The following is a 16,100-nucleotide window of genomic DNA, read 5'->3' as shown; positions in this document are numbered from 1 at the left end:
GTGCCGCTGAGCCTGCCGAACCGGGGGCATCACTGCAACGCCACCCGAAACGCCTGAGGAGATAATAGAAATGACCTTCGTCGTCACCGACAACTGCATCAAGTGCAAGTACACCGATTGCGTAGAAGTCTGTCCGGTGGACTGTTTCTACGAAGGCCCGAACTTCCTGGTCATTCACCCGGACGAGTGCATCGATTGCGCGCTCTGCGAGCCGGAGTGCCCAGCGCAGGCGATTTTCTCCGAAGACGAGGTGCCGGAAGACCAGCAGGAGTACATTGAGCTGAACGCCGATCTGGCCGAAGTCTGGCCGAACATCACCGAGAAGAAGGACTCGCTGCCTGACGCCGAAGAATGGGACGGAGTGAAAGACAAGCTGCAGTATCTGGAGCGCTGAGTCGCTACCGATAACAAGGACAAAGGGATGCTTCTGCATCCCTTTTTTCGTTCAATCCTTGGCAGTCAACTCAACCGGAAAGTAGCGGGCTTCAGCAGGTCGGCTAGATAACGTTCGGCTCTATTTCCAGCTGCACACCGAAACGCTCGCCGATATCCCTCTGAATGCGCCGAGCAAGCTCCAGAATCTGCCGCCCGGTGGCCTCACCGTAGTTGACGAGAACTAGCGCCTGCAGTTTATGCACGCCAGCATCACCTTCCCGATAACCTTTCCAGCCGGCCCGTTCGATCAGCCAACCAGCCGCAAGCTTGACCTGCCCATCCCCCTGCGCAAACGCGACGAGGTCCGGAAAGCGCTCGCGCAAGGTGTCAGCTGCCGCCTGAAACACCAAGGGGTTCTTGAAGAAGCTGCCGGCGTTGCCCAAGACTCTCGGATCGGGCAGTTTCTCGCTGCGAATCGAACAGATTGCACGGCTTACATCCCTCGGCGTCGGGGACTCGATAGCATGCTGTTGCAACCAATGCCGAAGCGGTCCGTATTCGAGCTTGAGATTCGGTGTGCGCTGCAACGCGAAGCGCACCCGCAGAATGATGTAGCGCTCGGGCTGGCGCTTGAACACGCTGTCGCGATAACCGAATTCACACGCCTGCAGACTAAACTCAACGAGCTCCCCGGTTTCCCGATCCAATGCCGTCAGCCCCGCGAAGACATCCTTGATCTCGACGCCGTACGCTCCGACATTCTGAATGGGCGCGGCGCCGACGGTGCCTGGAATCAGACTGAGATTTTCCAGCCCGCACAGGCCGCACGCCAGACTGTGCAGCACGAAGGGATGCCAGGGTTCTCCCGCCTCCGCCTCGATCACCACTTGCTCTCCGTCATCCTCGATAATCCGAATGCCTCTGCTGGCCATACGCAGCACCAGCGCATCCACATCCCCGGTCAGCACCAAGTTGCTGCCGCCGCCGAGCACCCACGGTCGAACGCCGAGACGCCGAGCCTCTGCGAGGGCTTCGATGACCTCTTGATCGTCATGCGCCTCGGCAAAGCGCGTCGCGCGTGCCTCGACGGCGAAGGTATTGAATGGTTTAAGCGAGCGATTCTGTTCGATGAGAAGACTCACAGACGCCCCCGGATTTCGTCGAGCAGCGCCGCGGATGCTTTCTCCACCAACTCAAGCACCCGCTCGAAGCCCTCGTCGCCACCAAAATACGGATCGGGCACTACGTCCTCGCCCAGCTTGTAGCGGCGCAGGAACAGGTCGAGTTCACTGCGCGAATCAGCAGGCCGCAGCGCCTGCAATCGCTCCAAGTTGTCATGATCCATCGCCAGAATCAGATCGAAGCGCCGGAAGTCATCCCCTACCACCTGCCGCGCTCTCAGCGCACTGATATCGTAGCCTCTTCTGGCGGCAGCCTGGCAGGACCGCTGATCCGGCCCCTTACCAACATGCCAGTCACCGGTTCCAGCCGAGTCAATGCTGATCCGATCATCCAGCTGCGCGTCCTGTACGCACTTGCGAAACACGGCCTCAGCTGTGGGGGAACGGCAGATATTTCCCATGCAAACGAACAGAACCTTCACCTTCAGGCTCCTAGCAACTTACGGACGCGCTCGAGATCCTCGGCGGTGTCGACCCCTGCCGGAGGCGCCTCGACCGCATCGGCTACGTGAATACGCTGGCCGTGCCAGAGGGCACGCAGCTGCTCAAGACACTCAGTATTCTCCAGCCAGCAGGGGCCCCAAGCTACGAAGTCAGCCAGGAACCCGGCCCGGTAAGCATAGATACCGATATGTCGGCGATATGGAACGCCGGACGGCAAAGCATTCCGGTCCTGTGCAAATTCGTCCCGCGCCCAAGGCAGTGGTGCACGGCTGAACGTCAGCGCCAAGCCATTGATATCGCTGAGCACTTTGACCACGTTCGGATTGAACAGCGCCTGAGAATCACTGATCGGCTCGGCAAGGGTAGCGATTGCCGCTTCGGGATGCGCGGCCAGGTTGAATGCGACCTGATCGATCACCGAAGGGGGAATCAACGGCTCGTCGCCTTGCACATTGACCACTATCGCATCTGCCGCGAGGCCCAGCTTTTCCGCTACTTCGGCAAGGCGATCCGTCCCCGAGTTGTGCTCGACCCGGGTCAGCACGGCGTCCGCACCAAAGTTTTCGCAGGCTTTCAAAATGCGCGGATCATCGGTCGCCACCACCACCCGTTGCGCACCACTCTTGCAAGCCTGTTCCCAGACGTGGCGGATCATCGGTTTGCCTGCGATGTCTTGCAGCGGTTTGCCAGGCAAGCGGCTGGACGCGTAACGCGCCGGGATCACAACGGTATAAGCGCTACTCATTTGTCCAGACGCTCATCCACTTCGAGGGTGCGGGCTTCACTCTCCAACATCACCGGAATCCCGTCTCGCACAGGAAAGGCCATGCCGTCAGCCTTGCAGATCAGTTCGGACTTGTCGTCGGCCAGCTTCAGCGGTCCCTTGCAGAGGGGGCAGGCGAGAATATCGAGCAGTTTGGTATCCATGCGCAGTCCTTGGATCGACCGCACCAGGCAAGTCGAGCGGCTTAGGGGTGTTCGGGCAGCAATCGGTCCAGCTGGGCATCGAGCCAGGTCACGAACGCCGCCGAAGGCTCGGCCTGTACCTGCAGATAGCACCAACCCGGCAAAGCGAATGCCCGGCATTTGACCGCATCCTTCTCCGTCATCACCAAGGGTAGCTCGGGACAGAAACTCAGCTGCTCCAGGCTATAACGAGCGTGATCGGCGAAGGGATGCGGAATCGGTCGCCAGTGTAGCGCCTCGAGCGTGGTGAAGAAACGCTGCGGATTGCCGATTCCGGCGACCGCATGCAGCTGCTGGCCCGGTGGGAAATGATCGAGCGGCCAGCTCTGTCCACTGACCAACTCGACCAAACGTGATGGCTGCAAGGCGAAGGCGAAACCGGAGGAACTGTCGGCCAGCGCTCCATTGAAAAGCACCGCATCGACCGACTCCAGCCGCTCCACAGGCTCACGCAATGGGCCGGCCGGCAGGCAGCGGCGGTTGCCGAGCCCGCGGGCGGCATCGATAAGTACCAGCTCAAGATCCCGCGCAAGCCGGTAGTGCTGCAACCCATCGTCGGAAAGAATCAGGTCGAGTGATTCGAGCTTGAGCAGCTCGCGAATCGCACGGGCGCGATCCGGATCGATCATCACCGGCACGCCTGTCCGTTGCGCGATCAGTAGCGGCTCGTCGCCCGCCTCGGCCGCCGTCTGCTCGGGCATTACCCGCCACGGATGGGCCGGTGGCGTGGCGCCGTAACCCCGACTGACCACGCCGACCTTGAGGCCGCGCTGGCGACAATGCTCGATGAGCCAGAGAATTAGGGGCGTCTTGCCAGTTCCACCAATGGTGATATTGCCCACCACCACCACAGGTACCGGAGCCCGATAACGGTCGGTCGAGCCACTGAGAAATTTCTGTCGTTTGGCGACGACCACCCGCCGATAGAGCGCCTCCAAGGGGGCGAGCAAGGCCAGCGCCGGGTGCCCTTCATACCAGGCTCGCTGTAGACGTTCGGTAAAGGACATCAGGGTTCCGGCTGGGCCTCGACGGTAGTGATGCGCAGCTGTGCAAAGCCCAATTTGCCCGCCGCATCCATGGCCGTGATGACCGCCTGGTGTGGAGTCTTACCGTCGGCGCTGATCACCATCGGCAGATTGGTGTCGCCCTCCGACTCCTTGCTGAGTGCTGCCATGAGCGTGCTCAGGTCATGCTTGATCAAGGTCTTGCCATTGAGTGTGAATTTGCCTTCGACATCGATGACCACTTCCAGCCGCTTTGTCTCGGCTTGCTGTGGTGGCGTACCGGTGGCCGCTTCAGGCAGATCAACCTGGAGTTGAGTTTCACGGGTGAAGGTTGTCGTCACCACGAAGAACAGCAGCAGGATAAACACTACATCGATCAGCGGTGCCAGGCCGATATCGACGTTTTCCCGCGCCTTGCGTCGAAATTTCACGCCTTGCCCTCACCCAGATCGACGTCACGGTCACCCTGTACGACCTCGACCAGCTTGATCGCTTCCTGCTCCATACCGACCACCAGTTCTTCGACGCGGCGTAGCAGGAAACGATGGAAAAACAATGCCGGGATGCCGACCATCAGACCTGCTGCAGTGGTGATCAACGCCTTGGAAATGCCCGCTGCGAGCAACGGTGCGTTGGCCATGCCGGAGCCCATGAAGGCACTGAAAATCTCGATCATCCCAAGCACTGTACCCAGCAACCCGAGCAGTGGCGCGATCCCGGCGATGGTGCCCAGTGCATTGAGGTAACGCTCAAGGTCATGGACGACACGCGCCGCAGCCTCCTCGATGCACTCTTTCATGATCTCCCGGCCATGTTTTGAGTTGGCCAGGCCTGCTGCCAGAATCTCGCCTAGCGGCGAATCGGCGCGCAACTCCTTGAGCTTCTGATTACTGAGCTTCTTGTCCTTGATCCATTTCCACACCTGGCCGAGCAGATGCGGCGGGGTCACGCGAGCAGGCCGTAGCGTCCACAGCCTTTCGGCGACGATACCAGCGGCAGCGATGGAACAGAAAATGATTGGCAGCATTATCCAGCCGCCCGCTTTAACCAGCTCCCACACGAGATGAATCCCCCTCGAAAAAGTGGCGCCACTCTAGCATAGGGTCGATAGGCAGCCGACGGCCTCGGTTCTCATTTTTCCCGCCAGAATCGCCGTTCGGCGCGCAATCCCTGCGCGGATTCGAAACGTCCAAGAAGGATTCGTATGGCACCCTGCTCGGCGGTGTCGTAAAGCTGCGTATTGGATGCTTGCAGACGCTGCACGACGTCCGGGTGTGGATGGCCGAAAGCATTGTGAAGACTGCGCGAGACCAGCGCCCCCTCAGCACTCGCCGCCTCGATGAACGCTGCGGAAGACGAGCTGCGACTACCGTGGTGCGGCACCAGCAGCCATCGCACCTCGAGTGGCATATCGCTCGCTATCAGCGCCTGTTCCGCTGCCGCATCGATGTCCCCGGTGAGTAACAGCCGCTCGCCAGCCGCTTCAACCAACAGTACGCAAGAAGACTGGTTGCTATTTTTGCTTTCTGGCCATTGCCAAAGCGTGAAACTGACCTGATCCCACTCCCAACGATCTCCTGAACGGCACCACTCGGCGCCCAACGTAGCAGGTAGTCGCTCCGGTTCGCCGCTAAGTACCCGTGCTGCCGGTAACAATCGCTGAATTGCCTCGGCGCCTCCCGAATGATCACTATCAGCATGGCTGAGGATCAGCAGATCGAGATCGGCCAGCCCCAACGCCCTTAGCGAAGGAAACACAACACGCTCGCCGATATCGAAGTCCCCGTAACGCGGCCCCGCGTCATATAGCAAGGCATGCTTACGCGTACGCACAAGTACCGCCAGCCCCTGACCGACATCGAATACCCACACTTCCGCTTGGCCCACCGCGGGTTCGTTCGTCGGTGGGAATAGCAACGGCGCGAAGAACACCCACCCCAGCGCCCGGAACGGCACTCCGGAAGGCGACAAGATCAACAGCATGCCCAGCGCAACTAGCAACCAACTCCACAGCGGCAAGGACGTTGACAGCCATGCCGGTTGCCACCCAGCGAGCCATTGCAGCGCATCGAACAGAAACGCCAGCAGTCCGCCAGCCAGCCATAGCAGCAGCTCGCCGACATCCGGTAGCCACAACAGCGAGGTGCCTAATAATGACAAGGGTACGATCAGCGCACTGACCAGCGGCACGGCAAACAGATTGGCGATCGGACCGCTCAGGCTTACCGGCAAGCCCAACGCAAGCAATACTGGTAACAAGCCGAACGCCATACCCCATTGAGCGCGACCCAACGCCCGCCACCAGACCCAGCTGCCGAGCCGACCACGAAAAATCAGGACGAGTAATGTCACCGCCAGGAACGACAGCCAGAACCCCGGTTGCAGGCTTACCAACGGATCCAGTAGCAGGACACCATCGAGCGCGATCAACAGAGGCAGCCAGACACCGAGATGTCGAAAGCGCAAGCGCCACAGAAGCACCAGCGCGACCATCATGCAAGCGCGTTGCACCGGCACTTCGAAGCCCGCCAACCAGCCGTATCCAAGCGCACCTACCAAAGCGAAGCCACACGCCCAAGGTAGCCAGGCGACCCGTGGTGGCCAGATACCCCAGCGCGCCATCAGCGCGACCAGGCCATAAAGCAGACCGGCCAGCATCCCTACATGCTGTCCCGAGATCACCATCAAATGCACGGTTCCGGTGTCTTGAAGTATCCGCCAGTCGGACGTAGACAAACCACTGTCGTCACCAACCACCAGCGCTGCGATTGCGCCCGAGCGCCCCTGCGCATCGACTGCCAACAAGCGTTGGCGCAGCCGATCGCGCCACGACTGGTTTCCTTGCGCGAGCGGCACGCGCTCGCCGGCCTTGATCGTGCCGCTGGCACCGATCCGCTGCGCCAAAAGCCAGGCCTCGTAATCGAACGAGTTCGGATTGACCAGACCACGCGGTCGTTTCAGTTTGGCTGCGAGCCGCCAGCGCTCGCCAGCCTGCAATGTCGGCCCACCGTACCAGGCTAACCGCACCCGCGAAGGCAGCCCGGCATGGCGCGACGAAATATCCACCAGTTCGAACCGCACCACGCCATCACTGATGTCCGGCAGTCCGGTAACGCGTCCTTCCATCCAGAAGGTGCGCCCGTCGAGGTCTACCGGCAAGCGATCATCCAGCGCCCAATGAGCACTCAGGCAGGCCCAGCCAAACCCAAAGCAGAAAAAAGCGCCCGGCCAAACGCGCAACGGCAGCAATGCCAGGCCTGTTATGAATATGAGGGGCAGCGCCCACATTGGTGGTAACTGCGGTAGAAAGCGCAGCAGTAGGAGGCCTGCCGCCAGCGCCAGCATCGCTGCACGCATTACATCTCCCGGATTCCCTTCCAAAACAATAAACGCGACCCGAATAATCGGGTGGTCTACTACGAAGCTCGACATCCTGTCGGCCGGTGCAGTGTATACCTAATGTCACAAACTCTAGCAGTGCCGGGTCTCGTTTCAGGCATAATCGCCGTGCTTACGCCTGCCAGAGAAACGCCATGCCGCGTCGCTTTTTCAAACGCTACATGCCGCACCCGGATCGCATAAAAGAGGACAAGTCCCTGCGCTTTCTTGGCGCGCTGATTCACGATCCCAACCTGCTGCACCTCAACCGGCATTCCGTTTCCAGGGCGATGGCTATCGGCCTGTTCTGGGCCATGATCCCCATGCCCATGCAGATGCTCGTCGCCGCAGTTTGCGCAGTGCCCGCCAGAGCCAACCTGCCAATTGCCATAGGCCTGGTATGGCTGACCAATCCTCTGACCATGCCGCCGATTTTCTATTGCAACTACAAGATTGGTGCCTGGCTTATGGATACTCCGGCCTCGCCAATGCCGGTGGAATTGAGCCTCGCCTGGGTGCGCCAGATGCTCAATAGCCATTGGCAACCGCTTTATCTAGGCTCCTTCGTCGTCGCTATAGTGCTATCGGTATTGGGCTACGTTGCCACCCAGGCATATTGGCGCTGGTGGGTTGGCCGCAGCTGGCGCAAACGCCAGCAGAATCGCCGCTGACCTTTACCCATTTCCTACGGCTGGCAGGCCGTTGAATACACGAGCATGGCGAGCCAAGGCGCACCGACATTGAATTGATTACAGCCACAGACGGGCTCGACGGTTGAGCGCAACGCTCAACGGATCAATGTCTTTTACCGCCGTAGTGATTGATCGGCCCGCAACAGGGCCGGTTCGATACGGCATTGCCAACGTGCAGCACTACTCGTAGCGCAGTGCTTCGGCGGGCTGTGTCTGTGCAGCGCGCCAGGCGGGATAGAGCGTTGCAAGAAAACTCAGCACAAGTGCCGCAAGCGTCACCAAGACGACGTCTTCGAACCGCAATTCGGACGGCAACGTGCTGATGAAATACACATCGGAGCTAAAGATATGCTGTCCCGATACCTTTTCCAGCCAGGCCACTAGAGCGCTGACGTTCAACGCGCCAAGGATTCCTAGAACAGTACCTATTAGTGTACCGGTCAGGCCGATGATGCTGCCCTGCACCATGAAGATCGCCATGATCTGACGGGGCGTTGCGCCCAGGGTACGCAGAATCGCGATGTCGGCACGCTTATCGGCGACTACCATGATCAAGGTCGCGATGATATTGAACGCGGCAACCGCCACGATCAGCAGAAGCAGCAGGCCGATCATGGTTTTTTCCATCTTCATCGCACTGAACAGACTGCCCTGGGTCAGCGACCAATCCTCGCCGCGATAGTCCCCATCGAGCCTGGCAATGATCTCAGCCGTCGTTTCAGGCGCACGGTACAGATCCGCCAGCCTGACCCTCACGCCTTCGACTTGATCAGGCTGCCAACGGAGCATCCGCGCCGCATCGGCCCGATGAATCATGGCCAGACTGCCGTCCAGCTCGGCACCGACCTTGAACACTCCTACCACATTCAGGCGCTGCATGCGCGGCGTGACACCTCCGGGCGTATCGCTGAGCTCCGGCACGATCAGCGTGAGCTTGTCGCCCAGTTTCAGGCCGAATCGACGCGCGGCCATCAAACCGAGAATGACCCCGGACTCGCCCGGCTTGAGGTCGTCGAGCCTGCCAGCCATCATTTTCGAGCCGAGGATCGATACCTCCCCTTCCGTCTGCGGATCGATACCCTTGATCTCGATAGGCTGCATGGCCCCTTTGAAGGAAAGCATGCCTTCGAGCTGTGTAATCGGCGCGGCGCCGAGCACTTCAGGATGCGCCATTACCTGGTCAGCCAACGCTTGCCAATCATCCACTGGCTGTCCGTCGCCTGCGATAACGGCATGCGGGACCATTCCGAGAATGCGATTGCTCATCTCGCGCTGAAAACCGTTCATGACCGAAAGCACCATGATCATCGCCAGCACACCCAGCGAGAGGCCGATCATGGACGTCAGGGAGATGAACGAGATGAAGTGGTTACGACGCTTGGCCCGCGTGTAACGACTGCCAATGAAGATGCTGAGCGGCCTGAACATCAATCAGCCACCAGCCGACCGTCTTCCAGACGCAGTATGTGATCCATCTGCCCCGCCAGTTGCGGGTCGTGGGTCACGACAAGAAAGGCTGTGCGCAACGAGCTGCTCAGCTCCAGCATCAGGTCCTGAATACCCTGCGCAGTATGGTGATCCAGGTTGCCAGTGGGCTCGTCGAGTAGCACCAATGCCGGGCGATTGGCCAAGGCACGAGCGATCGCCACACGCTGGCGTTCGCCTCCCGACAGCTCCGAAGGCTTGTGAGCCAACCGGTGGCCAAGCCCGACCCGTTGCAACAGTTCGGTGGCCCGCGTGCGCGCTTCGGGTATCGGCACCCTGCCGATCAGCAGCGGCATGCATACATTCTCCAGCGCAGTGAACTCCGGTAACAGATGGTGGAACTGATAAACGAAGCCCAGCGCGCGGTTACGCAGCAACCCGCGATCCTTTTCGCTCAATGCCGAGAGTTCTTCGCCGGCCAGCCAGACGCTGCCTTCGCTAGGCGTGTCGAGGCCTCCGAGCAGGTTCAGTAATGTACTCTTGCCCGACCCGGAACTGCCGACGATAGCGACCCGTTCTCCCGGAAAAAGCTCCAGCTGCAATCCGGACAGCACGCTGACCGACTCCGGGCCTTCCTCGTAGCGCTTGCCCAGGTTGCGGCAACTCAGTACCGCGCGGTCGTTCGAAGACCTTTCGTTCATAACCAGCTCACTCATAACGTAACGCCTCGGCCGGTTGGGTACGGGCCGCTCGCCAAGCCGGGTACAGGGTGGCGAAAAAGCTCAGGACGAGCGCCGCGATACAGACCTGCACCACGTCGGCAGCCATCAGCCGAGACGGCAGGTAATCGATGAAATACACCTCGGCACTGAGAAACTTGTGCCCGATCAAGCGCTCCAGCGCTGCGATCCAACTGCTGACATTGAGCGCGGCGAAGATGCCGAGCAAGGCACCTACCAAGGTACCGACAACGCCGATTACCGTGCCTTGAACCATGAAGATCGCCATGATCTGACGGGGCGTCGCGCCGAGCGTACGCAGGATGGCGATGTCGCCACGCTTGTCCGTCACGACCATGACCAGCGTGGAAATGATATTGAAGGCGGCTACCGCGACGATGAGCAACAACAAGAGGCCGATCATGGCCTTTTCCATGCGTATCGCCTGATAGAGATTGCCGTGCGTGCGGGTCCAATCGCGGGAATAGAAGTCGTCGCCCAATTGGCCGGCCAGCTCCCAGGCGATACGCGGAGCCTGGAACAGATCGGCGAAACGCAGGCGCAGCCCTTGAACCTGATCCGGCTTCCATCGATGCAGCCGTGCGAGATCGGAAATATTGGCCATCGCCACGTAGCCATCGATCTCACCCGCCCCGACATGAAAGATGCCGCGCACGGTAAAACGCTTCATGCGCGGGAAAACGCCAGCCGGAGTGACCGACACTTCCGGCGCGACGAAGGTGACCTTGTCGCCGACGCCGACGCCGAGCTTGGCCGCAGCCCTGTCGCCGATGACGATGCCGAACTCGCCTGGCTGCAAACTATCCAGCGACCCTTGACGGAAGAACTGACCGATGATGGATACATCCGGCTCGAGTGCCGGGTCCACCGCATTGATGAGAATCTTGGTGACCTGGCCACGATTGGTCAGCAGACCCTGCATCTGGATGAACGGCGCTACCGCCACGACTTGCGGATGCTGCTCGAGTCGCTGACCCAGCGTTTGCCAGTCGTCGATCGGCGTCGCGCTTTCGACCGTGGCGTGCGGAACCATGCCCAGCACACGGGTGCGCATCTCATGGTCGAAACCATTCATCACCGACAGCACGACGATCATGACCAGCACACCCAGCGCGAGCCCGATCATGGAGGTGAAGGATATGAAGGAGACGAAGAGGCTGCGACGTCTGGCGCGTGTGTAACGCGCCCCGATATATACGGACAGCGGTCTGAACATAAATCGATGGGTTCGCTTTCGCTGGCGGAAATAACAAGCTGAATGACGTTGCCAGGCGGCCTGATACACTCAAACCATCACTGCAGCCCAGGGAACGACATGCCCATAGAAGATACTGAAGATCGCCGCGAATACTACCGTATCGAGGACGTGATCGCACTGGAAATCCTGTCGCTGGAACACCCAGCAACAGTCAAGGACAGCGGCGCAAACCAGCTGTTCGACCTGCTTGGCGAGCTGCACCAACTCGACTTCGAAGCGCAACATCTCCTACGTCAGATAGCCGAGGGCAACCGCACACTGGCCAACTATCTGAAGGTACAAAACAAACGCATCGACCTGATCGGCCAGGCACTGGCGCAAGACTTGGTGAAAAATCTCGCCCCAGCGCGCACGGTCGTGCTGTCGGAAGGCGGCATCAGCTTCGTAAACGATCAGCCTCTCGAAGAGGGTTCGGCCTGGATGCTCAAGCTGGTGCTGATGCCGCAGGGCCTGGGTATGTTGCTCACCGCACGCATCGCCAGCTGCCAGGCACTCGACGAGAATCGGTTTGCAATCGGTACGTCCTTCGAAGCGCTGACTGATGCACAACGGCAACTGCTCGCTCGACATATCCTTCAGAAACAGGCGACTGAACGACGCCTGGCCCGTGAGAGCCTGCAAGGAACTTGAAATGCCTCGGTTAGTGATCCCTTTCCTGACAATCGCACTCTGCATCCCGGCACATGCCGACATCATCCGTATTCCCGTTGGCCATCAGGGCTCTGCCGAGCTAGCCATGCCCATTCGGGGCGACTCCAAGAATCTGGTACTGGACCGCTTCGGTCTCGCCGACGAGGAACACCCTGCCGTGGGCCAGCCGCCCATCACGCGCTGGGATTACCGTGAATTTTCCGTCTACTTCGAGGGCAATCGGGTCATCAACAGCGTCCAGCATCATCAACGCATCACGCCGCTACAGCGAGGCATACAACCGTGACTCTGATCTACGGACATCGAGGCGCTAAGGGCGAAGCCCCGGAAAATACCTTGGTCAGTTTCCAGCAGTGCCTCGACCATGGCGTGCGTCGCTGCGAACTGGATCTGCATCTGTCCAAAGACGGCGAACTGATGGTCATCCATGACCCGACGCTCAAGCGCACCACCGGGCAGCGCGGCAAGGTCGTGGAGCACGACGCCGAAGAACTGACTCATTACGATGCACGCCAGGGTGGGCCTGGCTGGAAACACCCCTGCCCTATTCCGCGCCTGTCGGAGCTGTTCGAGAAATGCGCGTTCGACCACTGGCAGCTGGAAGTCAAAAGCGCCTCCAGAGTCCGTGCCGCACGCTCGGTGCTGGCGATCCGCGAGCTGGCCGAACGTCACGGCCTGCTTGATCGAATCACGGTCACGTCCGGATCGCGGGAAGTGTTGCGGGCGCTGAAGCGACTGACGCCGGAAATCTCTTGCGGTCTGGTGGCCGAATACGCCTGGCTCGACCCGCTGAAAGTGGCCAAGCAATACGACTGCGATCTGCTGGCACTGAAATGGACGCTATGCACACCCGAGCGGATCGCGAAAGCTCGCCAGCAAGGCGTGCACGTATCGGTCTGGACGGTGAACGAACCGGCGCTGATGCGCCGGCTCGCCGATTTTGGTGTGGACAGCCTGATTACCGACTTTCCCGGTTTGGCGGTTGAAACACTGGCCAAGCGATAAGCTGGTGTGCTTGGCGCAGAAAAACCGTCAAGCGCTCTTCCTGCTTTTACTTCCACCGTCCACCTTCCAGCTGCTTCTACCTGATCAAAAACTCTCCCGATTTGGCCAGCGCCAATTTCGGGTAACCTCTCCGACCGGCTCAGGCCACCGGTCGGAGCCGCTCAAAAAAGCCGGTTTAGTCCGTCAAATGCAGCGACGCGATAGGCTTCGGCCATGGTCGGGTAATTGAACGTGGTGTTGATGAAGTACTTGATCGTATTCGCCTCACCCGGCTGATTCATGATCGCCTGGCCGATGTGGACGATTTCCGAAGCCTGATAGCCAAAGCAATGCACGCCAAGCACCGCCAGCGTCTCGCGATGGAAGAGTATTTTCAGCATACCGACCGGTTCGGCTGAGATCTGCGCCCGCGCCATTCCTTTGAAGAACGCTTTGCCCACTTCGTAGGGGACCTTCGCCTCGGTGAGTTCACGCTCGTTCTTACCGATCGAACTGATCTCCGGAATGGTGTAGATGCCGGTCGGCACGTCATCAACGAAGCGCCAGCTGTCGTTCTCGACGATGCTGCCAGCGGCCGAACGCCCCTGGTCATACGCAGCACTGGCCAGCGAGGGCCAGCCGATCACGTCTCCAGCCGCGTAGATGTTGCCCACGTCGGTACGGTAATGCTCGTCTACTTTTATCTGCCCGCGGCTGTTGACCTTCAGACCAATGTTTTCCAACGCAAGCTTGTCGGTGTTACCGGTCCGCCCATTGCACCAAAGGAAGGCATCTGCCTTGATCTTCTTACCTGACTTGAGGTGCAGGATGACACCATTGTCAACACCCTCAACGCGCTCGTACTCCTCGTTATGGCGGATCAGCACGTTGTTGTTGCGCAGGTGATAGCTGAGCGCATCGGAGATTTCATCGTCGAGGAAGCTCAGCAACTGATCGCGATTGTCGATCAGGTCGACCAGCACACCCAGTCCACTGAAAATCGACGCATACTCGGATCCGATCACGCCGGCGCCATAAATAATCAGCCGGCGCGGTGTATGGCTCAGGGTCAGAATGGTGTCGCTGTCGTAGACGCGCGGGTGCGAGAAGTCGACGTCGGAGGGACGATAAGGGCGCGAACCGGTGGCGATGATGAACTGGCCGGCCACCAGCTTTTCCACCATGCCGTTGGCACTGACGACTTCCACCGTTTGCTCATCAGCGAAACTCGCGGTGCCGAAGAAGATGTCGATGCGGTTACGTGCGTAATAGCCGGTGCGCGAAGTCACCTGCTTGGCGATTACGCTCTCAGCACTCTTCAGTACATCGGGGAACGAAAACCAGCGCGGCTCGCCAATCTGGCGAAACAACGGATTGGTGTTGTATTGCATGATCTGCCGCACCGAATGGCGCAGCGCTTTGGAAGGGATGGTACCCAGATGGGTAGAGTTGCCACCGACGTGCGGTCTGCTATCGATTACGGCTACCTTGCGCCCCGCTTTGACCGCGTTCATCGCCGCGCCTTCGCCGGCTGGCCCCGAGCCCAATACCACTACATCGTAATTGTAGACAGCCATATTCCCCCCTGAACACGCAGCAGGAACCCTGCTGCTTTAACGAATTGGTCGACCAGCAAGATCGCTTGCGCATCGGTGCCTTGAGTCATGCGCCGAGAATCCGTGCGGCATCGACGCGAAACCCAGCACCTTGGAGTCCGATGGCTGAAGCCGGCAGTCCGATCAACGCCCACTGTCAGCGTCTGGTCGCGTCGTATGCGAGATCCGCTTCTGCACCCTGGCTCGTCTCCTTGTTGACCTCCTCGCATTTCTCGCGGCTTCCGCCGCAGATCGAGCACTCCTTCTCGATGCCAAGGTTGGCGATACCGCCACAGGAACCAGCAATGGGCTTGCGCCCCATGATCACACCGATGGACATGCCGAACACGACCAACAACATGACGAGAAAAACAATTAACCAAGTCATTGCTCTACTCCCGCACCGAACAGTTCATCGAACGCCTCGGTACTTCTGCTTACGAATTTCCGCCCTTCGCGAATGACGAAGAGCGCTGCGATTTTACGCTCTGCCGCATACGCTAACCCCCGGTCGGGACCCAACACCATGAGCACAGTAGACAAGCCATCGGCCCGCAATGTCGAGGGATCGACAACCGTTACAGCTGCCAGGTGATGATCGATAGGGAAACCGGTCTGCGGATCGAGCGTGTGGGAATAACGTTTGCCGTCACGCTCGAAATAGTTGCGATAGTCGCCGGAGGTGGAAACGGCATAGCCATCCAGCTCGATGATCCGTTGAGCGACGCGCTCATCATCATGCGGCGCTTCGATAGCGATGCGCCAAGGCGCGCCGTCCGGCTTACGGCCTCGAGCCTTGAGCTCACCAGTGATTTCTACCAGATAGCTGCTAACGCCAGATGCCTCGAGCGTTTCCGCCACCTGATCCACCGCGTAGCCTGCGGCGATACTGTTAAAATCGACCTGCACGGCCCTGATCTTGCAAAGTTGCTCGCCTTCGACCCGCAGATGCTGCTGGCCGACATCCTGTCGAACCCTGGCGATCTCTTCCGCCGACGGAACCCGCTCGCCTCGTCCCTGAGGACCAAAGCCCCAGAGGTTGAGCAGCGGCTCGATGGTGAGATCTAGAGCACCGTCGCTTTCCTCCGAAAGCCGCTGTCCTGCCATGACCAACTCGCGCACGCCGCTCGGCATGGCCATGCATTCACCGGCAGGCAAGGCATTGAAAACTTCGATATCCGAATCAGAGCGATAGGTCGACAGTTGCTTGTCGATCTCCGCCAGTATCGACTCGGTGTCACGCTGTAGCTGTGCCTTGTTGGCCTGGTCGCCCGCCACGTACTTCACCGAATAGGTGCTGCCCATGGTCGGGCCGCCGAAGCTTTCCACTTTGTCCTGAAAAAGACAGCCCGTCAGGGCTGCCGCCAAGGCGGCAACGATGACGGGCTGCAATAACGCGTGGGTCAT

General features: G+C 59.7%; 19 protein-coding genes. 5 read left to right on the top strand and 14 right to left on the bottom strand.

The window, feature by feature from the left end; all coding sequences use genetic code 11:
* Positions 1–70: 70 nt before the first annotated feature.
* A complete protein-coding gene (fdxA, locus tag GYM54_RS21010; protein ID WP_014851990.1) occupies positions 71–394 on the top strand; it encodes a ferredoxin FdxA in 324 nt (107 codons plus the stop codon).
* 103 nt (positions 395–497) lie between these two features.
* Here the strand turns inward: fdxA and murB are convergent, their stop codons facing one another.
* The 8 genes from murB to GYM54_RS20970 form a co-directional block, all read right to left on the bottom strand.
* On the bottom strand, positions 498–1,517 hold the full coding sequence (gene murB, locus GYM54_RS21005; RefSeq protein WP_181102718.1) for a UDP-N-acetylmuramate dehydrogenase: 1,020 nt from the start codon (positions 1,515–1,517) through the stop codon (positions 498–500).
* Positions 1,514–1,978, bottom strand: coding sequence for a low molecular weight protein-tyrosine-phosphatase (locus GYM54_RS21000; RefSeq protein ID WP_181102720.1), 465 nt, complete (start codon positions 1,976–1,978; stop codon positions 1,514–1,516). The genes murB and GYM54_RS21000 overlap by 4 nt, the downstream gene beginning before the upstream one ends.
* A 2-nt stretch (positions 1,979–1,980) precedes the next feature.
* Entirely contained in the window at positions 1,981–2,745 is a 765-nt protein-coding gene (gene kdsB, locus GYM54_RS20995) for a 3-deoxy-manno-octulosonate cytidylyltransferase (protein WP_131648209.1), read from the bottom strand.
* The gene (locus tag GYM54_RS20990) at positions 2,742–2,927 is read right to left on the bottom strand and encodes a Trm112 family protein (RefSeq protein ID WP_131648208.1); all 186 of its coding nucleotides are present in this window, start codon (positions 2,925–2,927) and stop codon (positions 2,742–2,744) included. Before GYM54_RS20990 ends, kdsB begins: the two co-directional genes overlap by 4 nt.
* Before the next feature lie 41 nt (positions 2,928–2,968).
* Entirely contained in the window at positions 2,969–3,973 is a 1,005-nt protein-coding gene (gene lpxK, locus GYM54_RS20985) for a tetraacyldisaccharide 4'-kinase (RefSeq protein WP_181102722.1), read from the bottom strand.
* Positions 3,973–4,401: a biopolymer transporter ExbD gene (locus GYM54_RS20980; RefSeq protein ID WP_131648206.1), complete on the bottom strand. Its 429-nt coding sequence runs from the start codon at positions 4,399–4,401 to the stop codon at positions 3,973–3,975. The genes lpxK and GYM54_RS20980 overlap by 1 nt, the downstream gene beginning before the upstream one ends.
* On the bottom strand, positions 4,398–5,030 hold the full coding sequence (locus GYM54_RS20975) for a MotA/TolQ/ExbB proton channel family protein (protein ID WP_131648205.1): 633 nt from the start codon (positions 5,028–5,030) through the stop codon (positions 4,398–4,400). Before GYM54_RS20975 ends, GYM54_RS20980 begins: the two co-directional genes overlap by 4 nt.
* 71 nt (positions 5,031–5,101) lie before the next feature.
* The gene (locus tag GYM54_RS20970) at positions 5,102–7,327 is read right to left on the bottom strand and encodes a DNA internalization-related competence protein ComEC/Rec2 (RefSeq protein WP_197444518.1); all 2,226 of its coding nucleotides are present in this window, start codon (positions 7,325–7,327) and stop codon (positions 5,102–5,104) included.
* Positions 7,328–7,503: 176 nt separating this feature from the next.
* On the opposite strand from GYM54_RS20970, the gene GYM54_RS20965 reads away from it, so the two are divergent.
* Positions 7,504–8,019: a DUF2062 domain-containing protein gene (locus GYM54_RS20965; protein WP_131648204.1), complete on the top strand. Its 516-nt coding sequence runs from the start codon at positions 7,504–7,506 to the stop codon at positions 8,017–8,019.
* 201 nt (positions 8,020–8,220) lie between these two features.
* On the opposite strand, the gene GYM54_RS20960 is transcribed toward GYM54_RS20965, so the two are convergent.
* The 3 genes from GYM54_RS20960 to GYM54_RS20950 are packed head-to-tail and all read right to left on the bottom strand — an operon-like array spanning position 8,221 to position 11,421.
* A complete protein-coding gene (locus GYM54_RS20960; RefSeq protein WP_197444517.1) occupies positions 8,221–9,468 on the bottom strand; it encodes a lipoprotein-releasing ABC transporter permease subunit in 1,248 nt (415 codons plus the stop codon).
* A complete protein-coding gene (gene lolD, locus GYM54_RS20955) occupies positions 9,468–10,166 on the bottom strand; it encodes a lipoprotein-releasing ABC transporter ATP-binding protein LolD (RefSeq protein WP_131648948.1) in 699 nt (232 codons plus the stop codon). The genes GYM54_RS20960 and lolD overlap by 1 nt, the downstream gene beginning before the upstream one ends.
* A 7-nt stretch (positions 10,167–10,173) precedes the next feature.
* Positions 10,174–11,421 (bottom strand): lipoprotein-releasing ABC transporter permease subunit, encoded by a 1,248-nt coding sequence (locus tag GYM54_RS20950; protein WP_197444516.1) that lies wholly within the window; start codon positions 11,419–11,421, stop codon positions 10,174–10,176.
* 99 nt (positions 11,422–11,520) lie between these two features.
* Between GYM54_RS20950 and GYM54_RS20945 the strand changes: the two genes are divergently transcribed.
* The 3 genes from GYM54_RS20945 to GYM54_RS20935 are packed head-to-tail and all read left to right on the top strand — an operon-like array spanning position 11,521 to position 13,119.
* Entirely contained in the window at positions 11,521–12,093 is a 573-nt protein-coding gene (locus tag GYM54_RS20945; protein ID WP_131648201.1) for a PilZ domain-containing protein, read from the top strand.
* 1 nt (position 12,094) lies between these two features.
* The gene (locus GYM54_RS20940; RefSeq protein ID WP_131648200.1) at positions 12,095–12,400 is read left to right on the top strand and encodes a phosphodiesterase; all 306 of its coding nucleotides are present in this window, start codon (positions 12,095–12,097) and stop codon (positions 12,398–12,400) included.
* On the top strand, positions 12,397–13,119 hold the full coding sequence (locus GYM54_RS20935; RefSeq protein WP_131648199.1) for a glycerophosphodiester phosphodiesterase family protein: 723 nt from the start codon (positions 12,397–12,399) through the stop codon (positions 13,117–13,119). Before GYM54_RS20940 ends, GYM54_RS20935 begins: the two co-directional genes overlap by 4 nt.
* Positions 13,120–13,280: 161 nt before the next feature.
* On the opposite strand, the gene sthA is transcribed toward GYM54_RS20935, so the two are convergent.
* From sthA to GYM54_RS20920, 3 genes are all read right to left on the bottom strand, one after another.
* Positions 13,281–14,675: a Si-specific NAD(P)(+) transhydrogenase gene (sthA, locus tag GYM54_RS20930; RefSeq protein ID WP_131648198.1), complete on the bottom strand. Its 1,395-nt coding sequence runs from the start codon at positions 14,673–14,675 to the stop codon at positions 13,281–13,283.
* Between the two features lie 175 nt (positions 14,676–14,850).
* The gene (nqrM, locus tag GYM54_RS20925; protein WP_131648197.1) at positions 14,851–15,081 is read right to left on the bottom strand and encodes a (Na+)-NQR maturation NqrM; all 231 of its coding nucleotides are present in this window, start codon (positions 15,079–15,081) and stop codon (positions 14,851–14,853) included.
* Positions 15,078–16,100, bottom strand: coding sequence for an FAD:protein FMN transferase (locus GYM54_RS20920; protein ID WP_181102726.1), 1,023 nt, complete (start codon positions 16,098–16,100; stop codon positions 15,078–15,080). The genes nqrM and GYM54_RS20920 overlap by 4 nt, the downstream gene beginning before the upstream one ends.

The organism is Pseudomonas sp. MTM4 (genome assembly GCF_019355055.1).
Taxonomy (GTDB): Bacteria; Pseudomonadota; Gammaproteobacteria; order Pseudomonadales; family Pseudomonadaceae; genus Stutzerimonas.
This window is presented reverse-complemented; position numbering and strand designations above follow the sequence as displayed.

What these genes read in the sequence shown, in the direction of transcription:
- GYM54_RS20940 (WP_131648200.1), top strand. Translation starts at nt 12,095, where the DNA reads ATGCCTCGGTTAGTGATCCCTTTCCTGACAATCGCACTCTGCATCCCG.
- lolD (WP_131648948.1), bottom strand. Translation starts at nt 10,166, where the DNA reads ATGAACGAAAGGTCTTCGAACGACCGCGCGGTACTGAGTTGCCGCAAC.
- GYM54_RS20970 (WP_197444518.1), bottom strand. Translation starts at nt 7,327, where the DNA reads ATGCGTGCAGCGATGCTGGCGCTGGCGGCAGGCCTCCTACTGCTGCGC.
- GYM54_RS20920 (WP_181102726.1), bottom strand. Translation starts at nt 16,100, where the DNA reads ATGACCCACGCGTTATTGCAGCCCGTCATCGTTGCCGCCTTGGCGGCA.
- fdxA (WP_014851990.1), top strand. Translation starts at nt 71, where the DNA reads ATGACCTTCGTCGTCACCGACAACTGCATCAAGTGCAAGTACACCGAT.
- lpxK (WP_181102722.1), bottom strand. Translation starts at nt 3,973, where the DNA reads ATGTCCTTTACCGAACGTCTACAGCGAGCCTGGTATGAAGGGCACCCG.
- GYM54_RS20990 (WP_131648208.1), bottom strand. Translation starts at nt 2,927, where the DNA reads ATGGATACCAAACTGCTCGATATTCTCGCCTGCCCCCTCTGCAAGGGA.
- nqrM (WP_131648197.1), bottom strand. Translation starts at nt 15,081, where the DNA reads ATGACTTGGTTAATTGTTTTTCTCGTCATGTTGTTGGTCGTGTTCGGC.
- kdsB (WP_131648209.1), bottom strand. Translation starts at nt 2,745, where the DNA reads ATGAGTAGCGCTTATACCGTTGTGATCCCGGCGCGTTACGCGTCCAGC.
- GYM54_RS20945 (WP_131648201.1), top strand. Translation starts at nt 11,521, where the DNA reads ATGCCCATAGAAGATACTGAAGATCGCCGCGAATACTACCGTATCGAG.
- sthA (WP_131648198.1), bottom strand. Translation starts at nt 14,675, where the DNA reads ATGGCTGTCTACAATTACGATGTAGTGGTATTGGGCTCGGGGCCAGCC.
- GYM54_RS20960 (WP_197444517.1), bottom strand. Translation starts at nt 9,468, where the DNA reads ATGTTCAGGCCGCTCAGCATCTTCATTGGCAGTCGTTACACGCGGGCC.
- GYM54_RS20965 (WP_131648204.1), top strand. Translation starts at nt 7,504, where the DNA reads ATGCCGCGTCGCTTTTTCAAACGCTACATGCCGCACCCGGATCGCATA.
- GYM54_RS20950 (WP_197444516.1), bottom strand. Translation starts at nt 11,421, where the DNA reads ATGTTCAGACCGCTGTCCGTATATATCGGGGCGCGTTACACACGCGCC.